15 protein-coding genes are annotated in these 18,115 nt (G+C 63.6%); 8 read left to right on the top strand and 7 right to left on the bottom strand.

The window, feature by feature from the left end:
• Positions 1 to 6: 6 nt before the first annotated feature.
• The gene (locus tag B6V73_RS07100) at positions 7 to 2,781 is read right to left on the bottom strand and encodes a glutamine-synthetase adenylyltransferase (protein WP_088724876.1); all 2,775 of its coding nucleotides are present in this window, start codon (positions 2,779 to 2,781) and stop codon (positions 7 to 9) included.
• Positions 2,782 to 2,907: 126 nt separating this feature from the next.
• On the opposite strand from B6V73_RS07100, the gene B6V73_RS07095 reads away from it, so the two are divergent.
• The 5 genes from B6V73_RS07095 to B6V73_RS07075 all read left to right on the top strand — a co-directional run bounded on the left by B6V73_RS07095 (position 2,908) and on the right by B6V73_RS07075 (position 7,665).
• Positions 2,908 to 3,375, top strand: coding sequence for a YbaK/EbsC family protein (locus B6V73_RS07095; protein ID WP_075775626.1), 468 nt, complete (start codon positions 2,908 to 2,910; stop codon positions 3,373 to 3,375).
• Between the two features lie 127 nt (positions 3,376 to 3,502).
• Positions 3,503 to 3,958 carry a DUF2852 domain-containing protein gene (locus B6V73_RS07090; RefSeq protein WP_075775627.1) on the top strand — a complete coding sequence of 152 codons (456 nt, stop codon included), beginning with the start codon at positions 3,503 to 3,505 and terminating at the stop codon, positions 3,956 to 3,958.
• 139 nt (positions 3,959 to 4,097) lie between these two features.
• On the top strand, positions 4,098 to 4,928 hold the full coding sequence (locus B6V73_RS07085; protein WP_075775628.1) for an arginyltransferase: 831 nt from the start codon (positions 4,098 to 4,100) through the stop codon (positions 4,926 to 4,928).
• 235 nt (positions 4,929 to 5,163) lie between these two features.
• Complete coding sequence (locus tag B6V73_RS07080) at positions 5,164 to 6,261, top strand: TRAP transporter substrate-binding protein (protein WP_075775629.1); 1,098 nt, start codon at positions 5,164 to 5,166, stop codon at positions 6,259 to 6,261.
• Between the two features lie 291 nt (positions 6,262 to 6,552).
• Complete coding sequence (locus B6V73_RS07075) at positions 6,553 to 7,665, top strand: TRAP transporter substrate-binding protein (protein ID WP_075775630.1); 1,113 nt, start codon at positions 6,553 to 6,555, stop codon at positions 7,663 to 7,665.
• Between the two features lie 76 nt (positions 7,666 to 7,741).
• Here B6V73_RS07075 and B6V73_RS20745 read toward each other — a convergent pair whose 3' ends face one another.
• From B6V73_RS20745 to B6V73_RS07060, 4 genes are all read right to left on the bottom strand, one after another.
• Positions 7,742 to 7,909: a hypothetical protein gene (locus tag B6V73_RS20745; protein WP_157771598.1), complete on the bottom strand. Its 168-nt coding sequence runs from the start codon at positions 7,907 to 7,909 to the stop codon at positions 7,742 to 7,744.
• 99 nt (positions 7,910 to 8,008) lie between these two features.
• Positions 8,009 to 8,179 (bottom strand): hypothetical protein, encoded by a 171-nt coding sequence (locus B6V73_RS20740; RefSeq protein ID WP_166504604.1) that lies wholly within the window; start codon positions 8,177 to 8,179, stop codon positions 8,009 to 8,011.
• Between the two features lie 76 nt (positions 8,180 to 8,255).
• Positions 8,256 to 10,007 carry a TRAP transporter large permease subunit gene (locus B6V73_RS07065; protein ID WP_075775631.1) on the bottom strand — a complete coding sequence of 584 codons (1,752 nt, stop codon included), beginning with the start codon at positions 10,005 to 10,007 and terminating at the stop codon, positions 8,256 to 8,258.
• The gene (locus tag B6V73_RS07060) at positions 10,007 to 10,579 is read right to left on the bottom strand and encodes a TRAP transporter small permease subunit (protein WP_075775632.1); all 573 of its coding nucleotides are present in this window, start codon (positions 10,577 to 10,579) and stop codon (positions 10,007 to 10,009) included. Before B6V73_RS07060 ends, B6V73_RS07065 begins: the two co-directional genes overlap by 1 nt.
• 549 nt (positions 10,580 to 11,128) lie before the next feature.
• Here B6V73_RS07060 and B6V73_RS07055 point away from each other — a divergent pair.
• The 3 genes from B6V73_RS07055 (at position 11,129) to B6V73_RS07045 (ending at position 14,516) form a co-directional block, all read left to right on the top strand.
• Positions 11,129 to 12,874 carry an acetolactate synthase 3 large subunit gene (locus tag B6V73_RS07055; protein ID WP_088720194.1) on the top strand — a complete coding sequence of 582 codons (1,746 nt, stop codon included), beginning with the start codon at positions 11,129 to 11,131 and terminating at the stop codon, positions 12,872 to 12,874.
• A gap of 86 nt (positions 12,875 to 12,960) precedes the next feature.
• Positions 12,961 to 13,521, top strand: coding sequence for an acetolactate synthase small subunit (gene ilvN, locus B6V73_RS07050; RefSeq protein WP_075775634.1), 561 nt, complete (start codon positions 12,961 to 12,963; stop codon positions 13,519 to 13,521).
• A gap of 11 nt (positions 13,522 to 13,532) precedes the next feature.
• Positions 13,533 to 14,516 carry a glycosyltransferase family 2 protein gene (locus B6V73_RS07045; RefSeq protein ID WP_088724875.1) on the top strand — a complete coding sequence of 328 codons (984 nt, stop codon included), beginning with the start codon at positions 13,533 to 13,535 and terminating at the stop codon, positions 14,514 to 14,516.
• Here B6V73_RS07045 and B6V73_RS07040 read toward each other — a convergent pair.
• Both B6V73_RS07040 and B6V73_RS07035 read right to left on the bottom strand, forming a co-directional pair.
• Positions 14,513 to 15,913 carry an O-antigen ligase family protein gene (locus B6V73_RS07040; protein ID WP_088724874.1) on the bottom strand — a complete coding sequence of 467 codons (1,401 nt, stop codon included), beginning with the start codon at positions 15,911 to 15,913 and terminating at the stop codon, positions 14,513 to 14,515. The two genes, B6V73_RS07045 and B6V73_RS07040, sit on opposite strands and share 4 nt — an antisense overlap.
• On the bottom strand, positions 15,913 to 18,054 hold the full coding sequence (locus B6V73_RS07035) for a right-handed parallel beta-helix repeat-containing protein (protein WP_088724873.1): 2,142 nt from the start codon (positions 18,052 to 18,054) through the stop codon (positions 15,913 to 15,915). Before B6V73_RS07035 ends, B6V73_RS07040 begins: the two co-directional genes overlap by 1 nt.
• Between the last annotated feature and the right edge of the window lie 61 nt (positions 18,055 to 18,115).

Here is an 18,115-nt window from a genome sequence, read left to right as displayed (position 1 = left end):
CGCCATTCAGCCCTCCAGAGCCCTGTCCACGATGGCGGCTGTCTCGGTCGTGACCTCGCTCAGACGCGCCGCCAGAGCATCGAGATCATCCAGCCCCGTCTCGCGCAACAGGAAAGCGCGGCCGCCTTCTCCGATCGCCGCCATATCCAGACGTTTTTCGCTCAGCAAGCGCCCGCCTGCCTGCAACCGCCACAAGAAGCGATAGGCAGTGGCGAGCTGTTCGCCCTCCTCGCGGGTCACGAACCCGCCGCGGGGGCCTGCGCGCAGTTGCGCCTCGACCTTGCGCGCCGGGACGCCCGCGCGCAGCGCGAAGCTCTGGGCGAGCAGTTCGATATCCTGCAATCGCCCGGGGCCGACCTTCGCCTCCCAATCGCCATCGGGAGCTTTGGCCGCGAAGATCCGCGCCCGCATCTGCGCCAACTCGTGGAGCACCTCGGCGCCGCCGCCTTTCGCCTCCAGAACCTTGAGACGGATCGCCTCGACCCGGTCGGCCAGATCGGCGCTGCCGGCGACCGGGCGCGCCCGGGTGAGCGCCAGATGCTCCCAGGTCCAGGCCTCCTCCATTTGGTAGCTATCGAAGCTTTGCACCGAGGTCGCGACAGGCCCCTGCTTGCCCGAGGGGCGCAGCCGCATATCCACCTCGTAGAGCGTCCCTTCCGGCATCGGCGCGCTGAGCGCGGTGATCAGCGCCTGCGTGAGCTTCGCATAGTAAGCCCTTGAGGCAAGTGGCTTCTTGCCATCCGAGAACTCCTCCCCATCGGCGTCATAGATCACAATCAGATCGAGATCGGATTGCGCATTCAGCCGCTCGGCCCCGAGGCTACCCATGCCCAGAACCACCGCCCCCTTGCCCGGGCATGACCCGTAGCGGCGCGCGAATTCGCCCTGCACGACCGGCCAGAGCGCGCCCAGCACCGCGCCGGCCACATCGGCATATTGGCCCGCGGCTTCTGACGCATCGACGAGACCGCGCAGATGATGCACGCCCACGCGGAATTTCCACTCTTTCGCCCAACGCCGCGCCGCAATCAACGCGGCCTCGTAATCGTCGGCGCGCTCCATCAGCCGGGCGAGATCGGCTTCCAGCGCAGATTTTCCCGGCCAGGGCGCGAAGAACGAGCCGCCGAGAACCGCGTCCAGCACCCCGGCATTGCGCGACAGGTAGCTCGCGAGCCCCGGCGCCGTGGCGCAGATGTCGACAATGAGATCGACCAGTTGCGGATTGGCTTCGAACAGAGAGAACAGCTGCACGCCCGCGGGCAGCCCCTTGAGGAAGCCGTCGAACTGGGTGAGTGCTTCCTCCATGTTTGCTGCGCGCCGCATCCGGTCGAGCAGTTCCGGCTCCAGCCGCTTGAAGATCGCGCGCCCCCGTTCGGATCGGAGCGCCGGATAGCCCGTCCAGCCCTCGACGATCTCACGCGCGGCGTCGCTCAGTTCGGGGCGCTCGGCGGCGGCATCGGGGGCGAAGAAATCATTCGTCAGGCTTTCGACCCGCTCCAGCCGGTCGCGCAGCCGATCGCGCCAGCGGGCCACATCGCCCTCGCCCATCATAGCGGCGATCCGGGCGAGCCCCTCTTCATTGCCGGGCAGAATCTGGGTCTGGGCGTCGCCCACCATCTGCAGACGGTGCTCGATCTCGCGATGCTCGCGGTAATGACCGATCAGTTCCTCCGCGACATCCTCGGCCACCCAAGTCTTCGCGGCGAGCGCACGCAGCCCGCCCACCGTGGTCCGGTCGCGCAGCGTCTCGTCGCGCCCGCCTGCGATCAGTTGCCGGGTCTGCGTGAAGAACTCGATCTCGCGGATGCCGCCCTGACCGAGCTTGATATTGTGGCCTGCCACCTCGATCGGACCGTGCAGCCCCTTATGTTCGCGGATGCGCAGGCGCATGTCGTGTGCGTCCTGAATCGCCGCGAAATCGAGATGCTTGCGCCAGACGAAAGGCCGCAGGCGTTCAAGGAACTGCTCCCCCGCCGCGAGATCCCCCGCGCAGGGACGTGCCTTGATATAGGCCGCGCGCTCCCATGTCCGGCCTTCGGCCTCGTAATAGAGCTCCGCCGATCCCATCGAGATGCAGACCGGCGTGACGGCGGCATCGGGGCGCAGGCGCAGGTCGGTGCGAAAGACGTAACCCTCGGACGTGCGATCGTTTAGCATCGCCGCCATCTTGCGCGTCGCCCGGATCAGTGCGCTGCGCGCCTCCATCGCGTCATCGGGGTCGTACCGGCTTTCATCGAAAAGGCAGATCAGGTCGATATCGGAGGAGTAGTTCAGCTCCCCTGCCCCCATCTTGCCCATCGCGAGCGCGACCATCCCGGCGGCGCTCTCGACATCATCGTCGCTCGCACCGGGTATCTTGCCGCGGCGGATTTCCTCGGCCACCAGCCGCTTCATCGCCAGATCGACCGCGATATCGGCAAGCCGCGTCAAGGCGCCGGTCACTTCCTCGAGACACCAGACGCCACCGAGATCGGCCAGCCCCGCGAGCAGCGCGACCCGCCGCTTCGCCCGGCGCAGTTCGCTCGGTAGATCGGCGAGGCTGACGGGCGTGATCCGCGCGAATTCATCGGCCAGCGCAGCTTCCGGATTGACTGAAATCGCAGACCGCAGCCACTCGGCCTCTTTCTCCATCAGGCCTTTGAGATATGGGCTGCAACCCGCCGTGCCCCCTAACAATTCGCGCAACTCCGGCGCGAGATCGGAAAACAGCTCTTCGGCCTCGGCGGCGCGGTCGGGCTCGAAAGGCAGGGGCGAACGGGTGAGACGCGAGGCAAACGGCATGGCGCCATGCTTACGCCGCCAAGCGGGCCGGTCAATGGGGATTGCTGTCACGCGCCATCTGGCCATAACTACACCCCGCCCCGGGGCGCATCCGCGCCCTGACCGCAGACCGTCCGGAGCCTCGCCATGAGCAAATCCCTGAAACGCGTTCGTGCCGCCCTCGAAGCCGCAGGCGCGCCTTTCGAGATCACCGAACCGGGCGAGGCCCGAACTGCCGAGATGGCGGCGCAGGCGGTGGGCTGCGAGGTCGACCAGATCGCGAAATCCATCATCTTTCGCGGAGAAGACAGCGGCCATGTCGTGCTCTTCATCACCGCAGGCGGCAACCGGGTGAGCGCCGAGAAGGCGAGCGCTGTCGCGGGCCAGCCCTTGGGCAAGGCAGACGCGGGGCTGATCCGCGCGGAGACCGGCTTCGCGATCGGCGGCGTCGCGCCGCTGGGTCATGTCGGGCCGGTAACGGCTTTCCTCGACCCCCGGCTGTTCGATTTCGATACCGTCTGGGCCGCAGCGGGCACGCCTCGGCACGTTTTTGCCATCGCCCCGGCCGATCTGGAACGGATCAGCGGCGCGAAACGGGCCGATTTCACCGAATAAAACAAAGCAATTTCGGTGCCTTGCGGCAAAAATGTAAAAATCGTTTACATCCCCCCTTGCAAGACACGGTCCGACTTCCGATCTTGGAGATGTGAAAGGAATTCACATACTCAACCCGGAGGTTCCAATGTCCGCCTATTCCACCAACTCCATGCCCGTCGCGGTTGGTAACTGGTTTACCCGCGCCGTTAACTGGATGGATGGGAACGGCCCCGGCGCCTGGATCGCGCTGATGGTGGCCGGCTTCATCTTCGCAGGCCCCCTCGGCCTCGTCATTCTCGCCTTCATCCTGTTCACCGGCCGCTTCGGGCGTCGCTGGCGCACGGGTCAGGCGGTGCAGAAACGCGGCTTCGGCTGCTACGGCGCCGGTGGCGTCCATGTTTCGCGCTCGACCGGCAACGCCGCGTTCGACGCCTACAAGGCCGACACGCTCGAGCGACTGCAGCGCGAACAGCAGGAATTCGAAGAGTTCCTCGGCCGTCTGCGCGAAGCCCGCGACAAGGCAGAGTTCGACCAGTACATGGAAGAGCGCGCCAAGGAAGCGGCCCAGTCGGAGAACACCTCCGAAGAGGCGAAAGCCTAACCATATAGACAGTTCGCGACGCGAATTCAGCGCCCCGGTTGACCTGACCGGGGCGCTTTCTATGTCGTCACCATGAAACACTTGGCGGGTGAGCGCTCCTTTGCTAGCCTGCCGCCACCCCTCCCCAACGAGGCTTTTGATGCGCCATTCGCTTCCGCTTGCACCGCAGTTCTATGTAACCGCGCCGCAGCCCTGCCCCTATCTGGACGGCAGGTCGGAACGAAAACTGTTCACCGCCTTGCAGGGCGAGTCCGCCGAGAAGCTCAACAACGCGCTGTCGCGCCAAGGCTTTCGCCGGTCACAGAACGTGCTCTATCGGCCGTCCTGCGCCGATTGCACCGCGTGCCTGTCGGCCCGCATACGGGTCGCCGATTTCAAACTGTCGAAATCGCAGCGCCGGGTGATGAAAAAGAACGGCGACCTGCGGCGCACCGCGACGTCTCCCTGGGCGACAGAAGAGCAATTCGCCCTGTTCCGCCGCTATCTCGATGCGCGCCACGCCGATGGCGGCATGGCCGACATGGATATCTTCGAATTCGCCGCGATGATCGAGGAGACGCCCGTGAAATCGCGGGTCATCGAATATCGCGAGACCGCGGCCACTCCCGACAGCATGCGCGCGCTGATCGCGACCTGCCTGACCGATGTGCTCGATGACGGGCTGTCGATGGTCTATTCCTTCTACGAGCCTGAACGCATCCGCGACTCCCTCGGGACATACCTCATTCTCGACCATGTCGAGATCGCGAAGCGCGTGGGCCTTCCTTACGTTTATCTGGGCTATTGGGTACCCGGCTCGCCGAAGATGAACTACAAGGCGAACTTCTCCGCGCTCGAGATCTACAAGGGCGGCAAATGGACCGATATCGGTGATCCCGCCAAGCACGAGACCGAGACGCATCCGCTCTCGGTGCCGCCGATCGCAGAACAGGTCGCGCGAATCCAGCTCCCCGACACACGCAACAGTTGAGCCACCACCACGCGCCGCCGACGCTCTCGCAGACGACTGCTCAACCGTTCGGCACTCGCCGTATGTCAAATGATTTTTTTTAAAACTTTTCCACGACTTCCGTTGATTACGCGCGCGTGAACTCTGGACACTCCCGGCCTGTGGTGAAACGGTCCCGGCAGACCCGCCACGGAGGATACGAGGTGGGTGGCGAGGCGCGTCCTCGCGCAACGGAGCAATAATGGGAGGATCCTAAATGGACCGTCGTTCCTTTCTGACGAAAGCCGCGCTGGGTGGTGCGGCTGCGAGCACGCTGGCAGCCCCCGCGATCGCACAAAGCAACCCGCAGATCACCTGGCGTCTCGCCTCGTCCTTCCCGAAGTCGCTCGACACGATCTATGGCGGCTCGGAAGTCCTGTCGAAGATGGTCGAGGAAGCCTCGGACGGCAACTTCAAGATCCAGGTCTTCGCCGCAGGCGAGATCGTCCCCGGTCTTCAGGTCGCAGATGCTGTGATGAACGGCACGGTCGAAGCCTGCCATACCGTGGGTTACTACTTCTGGGGCAAGGATCCGACCTGGGCGCTCGGCGCGGCAGTGCCGTTCTCGCTCAACGCGCGCGGCATGAACGCCTGGCACTACCACGGCGGCGGTATCGAGCTCTATAACGAGTTCCTCGGCAAGCAGGGCCTCTACGGTCTGCCGGGCGGCAACACCGGCGCACAGATGGGCGGCTGGTTCCGCAAGGAGATCTCGACGGTCGAGGATCTCAAGGGCCTCAAGATGCGCGTTGGTGGCTTCGCGGGCAAGGTGATGGAAAAGCTCGGCCTCGTGCCGCAGCAAATCGCCGGCGGTGACATCTACCCGGCGCTCGAAAAAGGCACGATCGACGCGACCGAATGGGTCGGCCCCTACGATGACGAGAAGCTCGGCTTCTATAAAGTCGCGCCCTACTACTACTACCCCGGCTGGTGGGAAGGTGGCCCGACGGTCCACTTCATGTTCTCGAAAGAAAAGATGGAAGGCCTGCCGAAGCAGTATCAGCAACTTCTCCACACCGCCGCTCAGGCCGCCGATGCGGACATGCTGCAGAAATATGACATGAAGAACCCGAAGGCGCTCAAGACCCTCGTCGCCAACGGCACCCAACTGCGCGCCTTCTCGCCGGAGATCATGCAGGCCTGCTTCAAGGCGGCCAACGAGGTCTATTCGGAGATGGAAGCGAACAACCCCGAATTCGCGAAGATCTGGGGTTCGATCAAGGACTTCCGCAAGGACTGGTTCACCTGGGAGCAGCTGGCCGAGTTCAACTACGATTACTTCATGATGAGCGAAGCCAACAAGGGCGAGCTGTAAGCCGCCAAACTGGTCAAGCCAGAGAACCGAAGCCCCGACGCGCTGCGCGCTGGGGCTTTTTCTATGCCTGCACGAGACCAGGCGCCGGGCGGACATTCTGCGCGCGCAATGCTACATTGCAGCATGGTTTCAGAACTGTGACCACACACGACATAAAATTGCGTGATGCCCGGTTTACACCCGGAACCGGTCAAGTAAAGTGACCGCAATGTCCACACCGGAGGGAACGCCATCAATGGAGCGGTGTGGTCAGAAAAATTGACAGACATCCACGACTTGGGAGGAAACCATATGGATCGTCGTTCTTTCCTGCGCAAAGGTGCGCTTGGCGGGGCAGCCGCAGCTGCCAGTAGCGCACTCGCCGCACCTGCTATCGCGCAAGAAACCCCTACCGTGACGTGGCGCATGACCTCGTCTTTCCCCAAATCGCTCGACACGATCTACGGCGCCGCCGAGACGATGGCGAATTACGTCAAGGGAATGACGGACGGGAAATTCAACATTCAGGTCTTCGCGGCGGGCGAAATCGTGCCCGGCCTGCAGGCCATGGATTCGGTGTCGAACGGCACCGTCGAGGCTTGCCACACCGCGTCCTATTACTACTGGGGTAAGGATCCGACCTTCGCCTTCGCAACCGCAGTGCCGTTCGGCCTGAACATGCGCATGCAGAACGCCTGGTTCTACTATGGCGGCGGCAACGACCTGATGAACGAGTTCTACGCGAACTACGGCATCACCGCATTCCCCTGTGGCAACACCGGCGCCCAGATGGGCGGCTGGTTCCGCAAGGAGATCAACACGCCCGAAGACCTCAAGGGCATCAAGATGCGGATCGGCGGCTTCGGCGGCAAGGTCGTGGAGAAGCTCGGCGTCGTGCCGCAGCAGATCGCCGGCGGCGACATCTACCCGTCGCTCGAGAAAGGCACGATCGACGCCACCGAATGGGTCGGCCCCTATGACGACGAGAAGCTCGGCTTCTACAAGGTCGCACCCTATTACTACTATCCCGGCTGGTGGGAAGGCGGCGCCTGTCTGCACGCCATGTTCAACAAGAACGCTTACGAGCAACTGCCCGAGGCCTACAAGGTCGCACTGCAGGCAGCGACGCAGGCGGCGAACTCGGATATGATGGCGTCCTATGACTACAAGAACCCGACCGCGCTGAAGAAGCTCCTCGGCCAAGGGGCACAGCTGCGTCCGTTCAGCCAGGATATCCTCGAAGCCTGCTTCAACGCCGCGAACGAGGTCTACGACGAGATCAACAGTTCGAACGAGGCGTTCAAGAAGATCTACGACAGCCAGTTCAGCTTCCGCAACGACGCCTATGGCTGGTGGCAGCTGTCGGAGTTCAACTTCGACTACTTCATGATGCGCCAGCAGGCTGCCGGCAATCTGAAGATCTGAACCACGCCCAGCGTGAAACGAGAAGGCCCCGGGGTTCGCGCCCCGGGGCCTTTTTCGATCCGGGTGCGGCCCGACCTCACTTCGTGGTCGCGGCCCCTGCCGTCGCGCCTGCCACGGCCCCCACGGGTCCGGCCACGACAAGCCCGCCGACGCCGCCAGTGGCTGCGCGTTCGGTGGTGGTATCTCCACAGGCCGCGAGCGAAACTAGCAGGCCGCCCGCCATCACAATCGTCGCAATTCGCATCTTCTCGTCCTTTCGATAGCAGCCGCAACGCGCGACCTTCTCAAGGACAAGACGCCGAGACGCCTTTCGCGGTTCCCAAGCTCCGTGAAAGGCTGCTCGTCAGTTCCTGCGCGTCACCACACCTAGCCCGGCCCCGACGACCGCTCCGACAGGGCCCGCCACGACGAGACCGGCCACGCCGCCCGTCGCCGCCCGCTGCTCCTTGGTCTCACCACAGCCCGCCAGCGCAAGCAACGAAACCCCGAAAATCACCAGAAGAGGATACCGCATCCCTCGCCCTCCACTCTCTCTCTATAAAAAAGGGGCGGCCCCTGAAGGCCGCCCCGATCTTTCATTTTACGGTCGATCAGTTGCTGCCCGGTGTGGGAAGCGGGGGCAGCCCGCCCGGAGCCGCGCTTCCCGAGCTTGACCCGCCAGAGGTCGACCCACCGAGCGGCGCCAGAGACGGCAGTCCACCGAGGCCGCCCCCATCGCCCATGCCCGGCATCTGGGGCAGCTTGATCTCGACGTCCTTCAGATCAACCTGCGGCCCCTTGTAGTGCATCACCATGGCCGGGAAGGCGATCACGATGGCGATCATCGCAACCTGGATGAACACGAAGGGAATGGCGCCCCAGTAGATCTGCGAGGTCTTCACCGGCTCCATCTTCTTGCCGGTAACCTTGTCGATATAGGGCACCTTGGCCGCGACCGAGCGCAGGTAGAACAGCGCGAAGCCGAAGGGCGGGTGCATGAACGAGGTCTGCATGTTCACGCCCAGGATCACGCCGAACCAGATCAGATCGATCCCCAGCGCCTGCGCGGCAGGCGCCAGAAGCGGCACGATGATGAAGGCCAGCTCGAAGAAATCGAGGAAGAAGGCGAGGAAGAACACAAGGAACGACACCACGATCAGGAAGCCCAACTGGCCACCCGGAAGCGAGGTCAGCAGATGCTCGACCCAGACCTGCCCGTTCACCCCGTAGAAGGTGAGCGAGAAGACCCGCGCGCCCAGCAGGATGAACAGCACGAAGGCCGACAGACGCGTCGTCGCCGCCAGCGCGTCACGCACGACGGGGAAGGTCAGACGCTTCTTGACCGCCGACAGCACCAGCGCGCCGACCGCGCCCATGGCGCCGCCTTCGGTGGGAGTCGCAACACCCAGGAAGATCGTGCCCAGCACCAGGAAGATCAGCGCCAGCGGCGGGATCAGCACGATGACCACCTGCTGGGCCAGACGGCTCATCAGGTTGATCTTCAGCGCCTTGTCGAGCAAGGCCACGATATAGACGACGATCACGGCGGCACCGGCAGCCAGGATCTCGGAGTTGTTGACGCTCGACCCGCTCGCCTCGAAATACTTCTCGGCGAAGATGAAGACCGCGACCGCACCTGCCAGCGCGACGAGGAGCGACATCACACCCGAGCCGAGCGTACGCGCCTCTTTCGGCAGGGCCGGCATCGACTTCGGCTTGATGATCGACATCACGAGCACGTAGCCGAGGTAGATGCCGGTCAGCACCATACCGGGGATCAGCGCGCCCTTGTACATGTCACCCACCGAAACACCCAGCTGGTCAGCCAGAACGATCAGCACCAGCGAAGGCGGAATGATCTGCGCCAGTGTCCCAGACGCCGCAATGACACCTGTGGCCACCTTCCGATCATAGCCGTAGCGCAACATGATCGGCAGCGAGATCAGGCCCATAGCGATCACCGACGCCGCGACCACGCCCGTGGTCGCCGCCAGAAGCGCGCCCACGATGATCACCGCATAGGCGAGACCGCCGCGCACCGGACCGAACAACTGACCGATCGTGTCGAGGAGATCCTCGGCCATGCCCGATTTCTCGAGCACGATGCCCATGAATGTGAAGAATGGAATGGCAAGTAGGGTCTCGTTCGACAAGACCCCGTAGAACCGTTGCGGCATCGCATTCAACAACGGCCAGTCAAGATTGATCGTCCCGCCGGAATAGCCCGACAGTTCAACGCCGATGACGAAGAACAAAAGACCGTTGGCCGCGAGCGCGAAGGCCGCAGGATAGCCGATCAGCAGGAAGACGATCAGCGAGATGAACATGATCGGGGCCATGTTCTGAGCAATAAGCTCGAGCATTACAGACCCTCCTCTTCGGCGATGGGATCATGGCCGTGATGGCCCGCGCTGTCGGCATGGGGATCCGCGATCAACCCACGCATCACGCCGATCTTCTTGATGATCTCGGACACGCCCTGGAAGAACAGCTGCCAGAAGCCGATCAGCAGCAGGAGCTTGGCCGGCCACAGGATCAGACCGCCCGAATTCGTCGACATCTCGCCCGAGCGGATCGAGATCATCACGAAGGGAGTCAGCTTGAACAGCATCAGCACGACGAACGGCATCAGGAAGAAGATATGCCCGAGCAGATCAATCCAGTGCTGCACTTTCCGCGAGAACGCACCATAGATGATGTCGATGCGGATATGCTCGTTTTGCTTGAGCGTGTAAGCGGCAGCGCCCAGAAACGCCGCGCCGAAAAGATACCATTGCAATTCCAGCCAAGCGTTCGACGACATGTCGAAGGCTTTGCGTACAATGGCGTTGGTCGCACTCACGAGGACCGACACCAGAATAAGCCACGACACCGCCTTGCCGATGGTCTCGTTTATCCGGTCGATCGCGCGTGAAAGGGCCAGCAAAGCGCCCATCTCACTTCCTCCCTAATTTTGTCCCGAAAGCCTGCCCGAGGCTTTGCCCGTGATTGGCCGAGTGGAGGCGAAAGGTCAAGCAATTAAGGCCCTATCTGGTCTGTTCACTTGACCAGATCGACCTAAAAACATCGCTCCCCAGCGCCGACCTGGCGACTGACGAAGCGTCAACGGGATCACTTTGATGCGACTGACCTAGCGGCACCCGCGTCGCATGCCGCTTATGATTTCTCAAAGTTGCGACTCGCAGGTCGCGATGCGCAACAATCGGGAAGAAATTTCCTCCCTTAGCGACATTTTATTCAGCGTTTGGGCATTGACGCCTCCTGCACCCGCTCATAATGTCCGCGCAAAGCAGTCCGAAAGGGATCCGCAATGGATGCGATTCTTCTTGTCGTCGTAGGAGCCAAGCGCATGGGCCGGTAACGGTTAGACCATGAAGGTTCCCATGCGCCCCCGCCTCAAAGCCGGGGGCTTTTTATTGGACGATTGGACGCTTGAGAGGTAGCGGCGGGCGGCGTGGCCCTCGCGCAAGGATGGAGTGAGCATATGGCACGGCAGATGACCGGCGCGAAGATGGTGGTTCAGGCGCTGAAGGATCACGGGGTCGAGGTAATTTTCGGCTATCCCGGCGGCGCGGTCCTTCCCATCTATGACGAGATTTTCCAGCAAAACGACATCCGTCACATTCTCGTCCGCCACGAGCAGGCCGCGATCCACATGGCCGAAGGCTATGCGCGTTCGACCGGCAAGCCGGGCGTGGCGCTGGTGACCTCGGGCCCGGGCGCGACCAATGCGGTGACGGGTCTGACCGACGCGCTGATGGACTCGATCCCGCTGATCGTGCTGTCGGGTCAGGTGCCGACCTTCCTCGTGGGCACCGATGGTTTCCAGGAGGCCGACACGGTGGGCATCACCCGCCCCTGCACCAAACATAACTGGCTGGTGAAAGACCCCGCGAAACTCTCCGAGACGATCCATCAGGCTTTCCACGTGGCGACCTCGGGCCGCCCCGGCCCGGTGCTGATCGACATGCCCAAGGACGTGCAATTCGCGGTGGCCACTTACTGCGAGCCGAAAGCCGCGAAGGTCGACCATTACCAGCCGCAGGTGAAAGGCGATCTCGACGCGATCACCAAGCTGGTCGAGCTGATCGAAACCGCCGAGAAGCCGGTCTTCTATACCGGCGGCGGCGTGATCAATTCGGGCCCCGCTGCGAGCCAGCTGATGCGCGAGCTGGTCGACGCAACCGGTTTCCCGATCACCTCGACGCTGATGGGTCTGGGCGCCTACCCCGCCTCGGGCAAGAACTGGCTCGGCATGCTCGGCATGCACGGCCTCTATGAAGCCAACCTCGCGATGCATGGCTGCGATCTGATGATCAACCTCGGCGCGCGCTTCGACGACCGGATCACCGGCCGCGTGGCGGACTTCTCGCCGAAATCGACCAAGGTGCATGTCGATATCGACGCCTCCTCGATCAACAAGATCATCGCCGTCGACCTGCCGATCCTCGGCGACATCGGCCATGTGCTCGAAGACGTGCTCAAGGTCTGGAAGTCGCGCGGGCGCAAGGTGAACAAGCCCGCGATCGAGAAATGGTGGAAGAAGATCGACGAGTGGAAGAAGGTGAACTGCCTCGCCTACACCAACTCGGAAAAGACGATCAAACCGCAATATGCGCTGCAGCGGCTCGAAGAGCTGACCAAGGGCATGGATCGCTACATCACCACCGAGGTGGGTCAGCACCAGATGTGGGCCGCGCAGTTCCTCGGCTTCGAGGATCCGAACCGCTGGATGACCTCCGGGGGCTTGGGCACGATGGGCTATGGCTTCCCCGCCTCGATCGGCGTGCAGATCGCCCATCCCGAGAGCCTCGTGATCAACGTGGCGGGCGAGGCGAGCTGGCTGATGAACATGCAGGAGATGGGCACCGCGACCCAGTTCCGCGTACCGGTGAAGCAGTTCATCCTCAATAACGAGCGTCTGGGCATGGTCCGCCAGTGGCAGGAGTTGCTGCATGGCGAGCGGTACTCGCATAGCTGGTCCGAAAGCCTGCCCGATTTCGTGAAACTCGCCGAGAGCTTCGGCTGGAAGGGGATGCAGGTCTCCGACCCCGCCGATCTCGACGATGCGATCATGGAGATGATCAAGCATGACGGCCCGGTGCTGTTCGACTGCCTCGTGGAGAAGCACGAGAACTGCTTCCCGATGATCCCGTCCGGCAAGCCGCATAACGAGATGCTGCTGGCGGCCGATGCCGATGTCTTCAAGGAAGGCGCGGCGCTGGTGTGAGCGACGCCGGGGGCTCTGCCCCCGGACCCCCGGGATATTTGGACCAAGCCGAAGATCGGGTCCGAACTAGGAAAAGGAGAGAGGCAATGGCCGCTCTGAAAATCAAGAAAGGCTCCTCGAGCCATTCCGCTTACGACCTGCGCGACAGCCACGATCAGATTGAGCGCAGCCATACGCTCGCCGTGATCGTGGATAACGAGGCCGGGGTTCTGGCCCGTGTGATCGGGCTGTTCTCGGGCCGCGGCTACAACATCGACAGCCTGACCGTGGCCGAGGTGGACCATAAGGGCCATCGCAGCCGGATCACCGTCGTCACCCGCGGCACCGAGAACGTGATCGACCAGATCAAGGCACAGCTGGGCCGCATCGTGCCGGTTCATGAAGTGAAGGACCTGACCGTCGAGGGCTATCCGGTCGAGCGCGAACTGGCGCTGATCAAGGTCGCAGGCACCGGCGACAAGCGTATCGAAGCGCTGCGTCTGGCCGAGATCTTTCGCGCCAATGTGGTCGACTCGACGCTGGAGAGCTTTGTCTTCGAGATCACCGGCACGCCCGAGAAGATCGACGCTTTCGCCGATCTGATGCGCCCGCTGGGTCTGGCCGAAGTGGCCCGCACCGGGGTCGCGGCGCTGTCGCGCGGGGCCTGAGCCCGAGCGACATGGCCGAGCCGCATCCCGCCACCGGTCCTGCTCTGGGTGTCGTCATCGTCACCTATCGGTCCTCGGACGTGATCGCGGCTTGCATCGCCTCGCTGCGGGCGGCGACCGGCGTGGCGCTGCATGTGGTGGTAGTCGACAATGCCTCGCCCGATGACACGGTCGAGGTGATCCGTGCAGCCGTCCCCGATCTGATGGGGGCCGCGGAGGCGGGTCAGGACGGCATCGCGCTGATCGAGGCGGGGGCCAACGGCGGGTTCGCGGCGGGCATCAATCTGGGGCTGGCGCGGCTCGCGGCCAATCCCGCGCTCGACCGGTTCTGGCTGCTCAACCCCGATTGCGTGGTGCCGCCCGAGACGCCTGCCGCCCTCGCCTCGCATGATCCCGGACCGCGAGGCGCCGCGATGATCGCGCATCGGGTGGTCTATGGTGACGCGCCCGATACGATCCAGATTGACGGCGGAGTGATCGACCGGCGCACCGGGATCACCCATAACCTGAACCAGTTTGCCCCCGCGGACAGCCCTGCTCCGGACCCGGAGCACATCGACTTCGTCACCGGCGCGAGCCTCGTCGCCACCCGCGCCCATCTCGAGCGCGCGGGGCCTCTGACGGAAGATTATTTCCTCTATTACGAGGAGGTCGACTGGGCGCTGCGTCGGGGCAATCTGCCGATCTCCTATTGCGAAGGCGCAATCGTTCATCACGTTGCGGGCACGGCGATCGGCTCGCAGCGGATGGGCTCGGTCGCCTCGCCGTTCTCGCAATATTTCAAGCATCGCGCACGGGCGATGTTCCTGCGCCGCCATTTCCCCGCCGGGCTGATCGGCGGCGCGGCGTGGTCGCTTGCCAAAGCCGCGCAATTGCGGGCGCAGGGGCATGGAGCGGAAGCCGCGGCCCTGTTGCGGGGTTTCTTCGGAATGGCACCGCCCGATCCGGTTCTGGCCGCGCTCAGCCCGGAGGCGCGGGCAAAGATCGGCCGTTAATCCCGCCGATGACTCTGTGCAAACCGCGTGTAGCTGGTGGCACGCGCCTCAGGCCGCGCCGCGTCCTCGGGGGCGTCGGCCCGCTCTTTCACCGCTTCGGTCAGCATCCACATGCCGGCGCCGAACAGGAAGAAGGTGAAGGCGTAGATCGACTCCCAGACATAGACGGTGCAGAGCGTGAAGGTCATCCCCGCGAAGGTGAACACCCAGGAGCGACGGAAATTTTGCATCCGCGTATCGCCGCTGAAATCCCGGAACATCACCTTGAACAGCCCCCAGACATAGCCGCTCGTGACCAGCAGGAAGCCGGGGATGCCATAGCGCACCGCCATCACCAGCCAAAAATTATCCATCGAGCCAGAATACATGTACCACGGTCGCACCCAGTCGTTCAGGCCGATCCCGAAGACCGGGTTGGCCCAGACATTCTTCAACCCCCACTCGAAGATGATCGTGCGCCAATAGGCGGTATGGGCCGAGAAGGTCGCGTAGCTGAGAAACACCATGATCGGCGAGCGGTTCGACAGCAGGTCAACCGTGACATAGGCGAAAGCGAAGAGCCCCGTCAGCAGCCACCAGCGCCATTCGATCCGCACGAAGGTGATATACCAGCCGATCAGCCCCAGTTGCAGCAGCAGCGACAGAAGCGCGCCCGAAGACAGCGCAAGAAAGCCGTTGAGCAGGATCATCCCGCTCGCCACCACCCGCCACCCGAGCGATTTGATCCCGTCGAAGGCCACGAAGGCGAAGGCGAAGACGACCGAGCAATAGAGCCCGAAATGGATCGGATGGGCGAAGGGGCCCTGCACACGCTCCAGCCCCAAGCGCGGCTCCTGAAAGTTGTAGGTGATCGTGCTCATTCCCGGCAGCTTGTCGATCAGCGTCGGGATCAGGGTCGTGCCGGTCTTGGTCTCGTAAAGCGAAAATGGCGTCAGGATCAGCACCGACCAGATCAGCACCTTGCCCAGCGCCGCGAAATCCTCGCGCGAGCGGATATAGGCGCGCCCGATCAGGTAGCCTCCCAGCACCTCGAGCCCCACCGAGCCCGCTTGCTGAATGACGCGATCCGGGTTGTTGACCGCGAGCGCGACCGACAGCCACAGCGCATGGAACAGGAACAGCCAGTCCACCGGCAATATCCGCCCCGCGCGCCCGCTGAAGACCCGCGCGAAGGCGGGCAGGATGAAGAACATCAGCACGAGACGGCTTCCGGTGATCGCAAGCGGGCCGAGGTTGAACTTGAAGGGCAGCAGGATCGACAGCACGAACAGCAGCACCGGCCACGGCAGTTTCGCGGTCGCGAGCGCGGCGGTCTCGGCAATGCGGTTTCGCCCACCAGCACGGCGTGTCGGGCGCGCATGCTCCGGCATGGTGCCACCGAGCGCCCCGGCGCGCATCAGCGCATCGCCCCGCTCACCGCCGGGCGGCTCGCGGTCAGATCAAGGGCTTCAAGCTCGCCGTGGAAGCTGCCCTTGCCGAAGGGATTGCCCAGCGCAAGGCCCCAATATTCCATCGGCTTGAGCCGCCCCGAGACGGTGCCTTTGCCGATCACCTCCTCGCCCGCCAGCACCTCGAAAAGACTATCCTCCGAGGCGTAGCGGAAGGTGATGTCGTGCCATTTTCCGTCATAGATCGGCACGCGTTTGGTGCGAAGGAACAGCCGCTGCCCACTCTCGGGCCAGAACTCGACCTCGAAGGTACCGCGCCCGGTAACCCGCACGATCAGCGATTGATGCAGGCGCAACAGCTCTCCCGCGGATTTGTAATCGCCCATCGCTCGCAGGCTCATATGCAGCGAGAAGCGATCTGCTCCGAAGAGAGGGGCGACCATCTCGCGCGGGATCACCACTGCGCCCCCGCCGAGCCCGAATTCCAACGCGCCGGGGCTGAGCGGGATCGAGTCGAGCACTTTCGGCTGCGACCCGGCATGCGAGATCACCCGGCCCAGTTGCGGATCGTAGCTGAGGATACGGTCGTCGCGGACCATGACGTAGCCGGTGCTCTGCGCGCTCCGCCCATCGGGCAGCGTGAGCGAGAGGGTCGCTTTGTGCCGACCCGGCATTCGGAAGCCCACCGGCACCTGCGAACCTTCGAGACTGGCCTGCCCGTCGATCTGCCATTCATAGGCGACCTCGGCGGGGTCCACGCCTTCGGGAAGCACACTCGCGCGCGCATCGAATTGCAGCGTCGTGCCGCCTCCCTCGCCGCGGGCAAACCGCATGACCGGCTGGAACGCATCCGGACCGCCGAGGATATCCAGCATCGGCGCACCGATCCCGCTCCCGGCCAATGGACCACTCGGCAGATAGGCGTAATTCGCGATCTCACGCGGCGCACCGGTGCGCGCGGCGACGAAAATATCGTCGTAATAGCCCGCCCGCTGCGGCGTGATGTCCTGGATCAGCAGGTTGTCCCGTACTCTCCAGTCGGGCTGCCCCGCGGGCCCTGCGATCTCGCTCACCACATTGCGGGCGATCTCGACGGCGCGGGCGTCGCGCGCCACGCGGATCTGCGGGATCCAGAGAACCGGGTCGCGTTTCTCGCCCTCGGAATAGACATCATGGATGAGCGTGTTGTTGGCGATCTTCACGCCATCCGCCTCCCCCAAAGTGATCCCGTGCAGGTGGGCGTTGATGATAACGTTCCCGCTGATCTCGACGTTGCGGTAGAACATCTCCGCCCCGGCCTTGCCGCGATCGACCAGCTCGTTGCGCATCAGGATCGACTGGGTGAAGCCGCCCTCCCCGGAATTGAGCAGATTGCCCCGGATCGCGATGTCGCGGCTGGGGCGTTCGGTGCCTGCGGTCCAGAACTGGATCATGTCGGCATGATCGCCGGACGCGACCGCGCGACGGAAATCGTGAATGTGGTTGCCCGCGATCTCGGCGCGCTCGATTTGGGCGAAGTTCAGCCCGTCCATCCGCATGTCGTGGATGTCGTTGCCGACCAGATTCAGATCGGTGCAATCGGTGAAGATCGCGCCGCGATAGAAGCGTCGGAACTCGGAGCTCTCGACCGTGATCCCGGTCGAGGCGCGCACGGCGAGGCCGAAAGCAGTCGGCAGCGGGCCCTGCTCGATCAACTCGGGATCGGGCGGCGCGAGGTCACCGTCGAACACCACATTGCGGATTGTCAGATTGCGCGTGGTAAAGACCTGAAACGGGCGCGTGTTGGACCGGTCGCCCTCTGCGTAACGATAGTCGAAAATCACCGCCTCGATCACGACATGACTGACCTCCTGCAGGTCCATTCGCGCGATCACCGCCGGGTTGCCCGGATCGGCAGAGCGAAAGGTGATCGGCGCATCCTCGCGCCCCGCCATACCCCGCAGCTCGAGAGCGTCATAGTCGCCCGGCGCGATCAGGACCGTATCGCCCGGCTCCAGCTTCGCCCCGATCCGCGCGAGTGCTTCCGTATCCGAGACCTGCCAATCGCGCGCCATTGCGGGCCATGCGCCGAGCATGACAAATCCGACGGCCAAAAGCCCACGCCATCCGACGCGGGCCGCATGCCTCGTGGTGAATGCGATCTGCTCCATCGCTGCCTGCCTGTCCCGGGCCGCTTCTTGCGGCTCTGATGTCTTGACGTCACGCTAGCGT

Origin of the sequence: Thioclava sp. JM3 (assembly GCF_002213185.1) — a bacterium.
GTDB lineage: Bacteria > Pseudomonadota > Alphaproteobacteria > Rhodobacterales > Rhodobacteraceae > Thioclava > Thioclava nitratireducens.
This window is presented reverse-complemented; position numbering and strand designations above follow the sequence as displayed.

What these genes read in the sequence shown, in the direction of transcription:
- B6V73_RS07035 (WP_088724873.1), bottom strand. Translation starts at nt 18,054, where the DNA reads ATGGAGCAGATCGCATTCACCACGAGGCATGCGGCCCGCGTCGGATGG.
- B6V73_RS07080 (WP_075775629.1), top strand. Translation starts at nt 5,164, where the DNA reads ATGGACCGTCGTTCCTTTCTGACGAAAGCCGCGCTGGGTGGTGCGGCT.
- B6V73_RS20740 (WP_166504604.1), bottom strand. Translation starts at nt 8,179, where the DNA reads ATGCGGTATCCTCTTCTGGTGATTTTCGGGGTTTCGTTGCTTGCGCTG.
- B6V73_RS07095 (WP_075775626.1), top strand. Translation starts at nt 2,908, where the DNA reads ATGAGCAAATCCCTGAAACGCGTTCGTGCCGCCCTCGAAGCCGCAGGC.
- B6V73_RS07040 (WP_088724874.1), bottom strand. Translation starts at nt 15,913, where the DNA reads ATGCGCGCCGGGGCGCTCGGTGGCACCATGCCGGAGCATGCGCGCCCG.
- B6V73_RS07085 (WP_075775628.1), top strand. Translation starts at nt 4,098, where the DNA reads ATGCGCCATTCGCTTCCGCTTGCACCGCAGTTCTATGTAACCGCGCCG.
- B6V73_RS07060 (WP_075775632.1), bottom strand. Translation starts at nt 10,579, where the DNA reads ATGGGCGCTTTGCTGGCCCTTTCACGCGCGATCGACCGGATAAACGAG.
- B6V73_RS07065 (WP_075775631.1), bottom strand. Translation starts at nt 10,007, where the DNA reads ATGCTCGAGCTTATTGCTCAGAACATGGCCCCGATCATGTTCATCTCG.
- B6V73_RS20745 (WP_157771598.1), bottom strand. Translation starts at nt 7,909, where the DNA reads ATGCGAATTGCGACGATTGTGATGGCGGGCGGCCTGCTAGTTTCGCTC.
- B6V73_RS07045 (WP_088724875.1), top strand. Translation starts at nt 13,533, where the DNA reads ATGGCCGAGCCGCATCCCGCCACCGGTCCTGCTCTGGGTGTCGTCATC.
- B6V73_RS07090 (WP_075775627.1), top strand. Translation starts at nt 3,503, where the DNA reads ATGTCCGCCTATTCCACCAACTCCATGCCCGTCGCGGTTGGTAACTGG.
- ilvN (WP_075775634.1), top strand. Translation starts at nt 12,961, where the DNA reads ATGGCCGCTCTGAAAATCAAGAAAGGCTCCTCGAGCCATTCCGCTTAC.
- B6V73_RS07100 (WP_088724876.1), bottom strand. Translation starts at nt 2,781, where the DNA reads ATGCCGTTTGCCTCGCGTCTCACCCGTTCGCCCCTGCCTTTCGAGCCC.
- B6V73_RS07075 (WP_075775630.1), top strand. Translation starts at nt 6,553, where the DNA reads ATGGATCGTCGTTCTTTCCTGCGCAAAGGTGCGCTTGGCGGGGCAGCC.
- B6V73_RS07055 (WP_088720194.1), top strand. Translation starts at nt 11,129, where the DNA reads ATGGCACGGCAGATGACCGGCGCGAAGATGGTGGTTCAGGCGCTGAAG.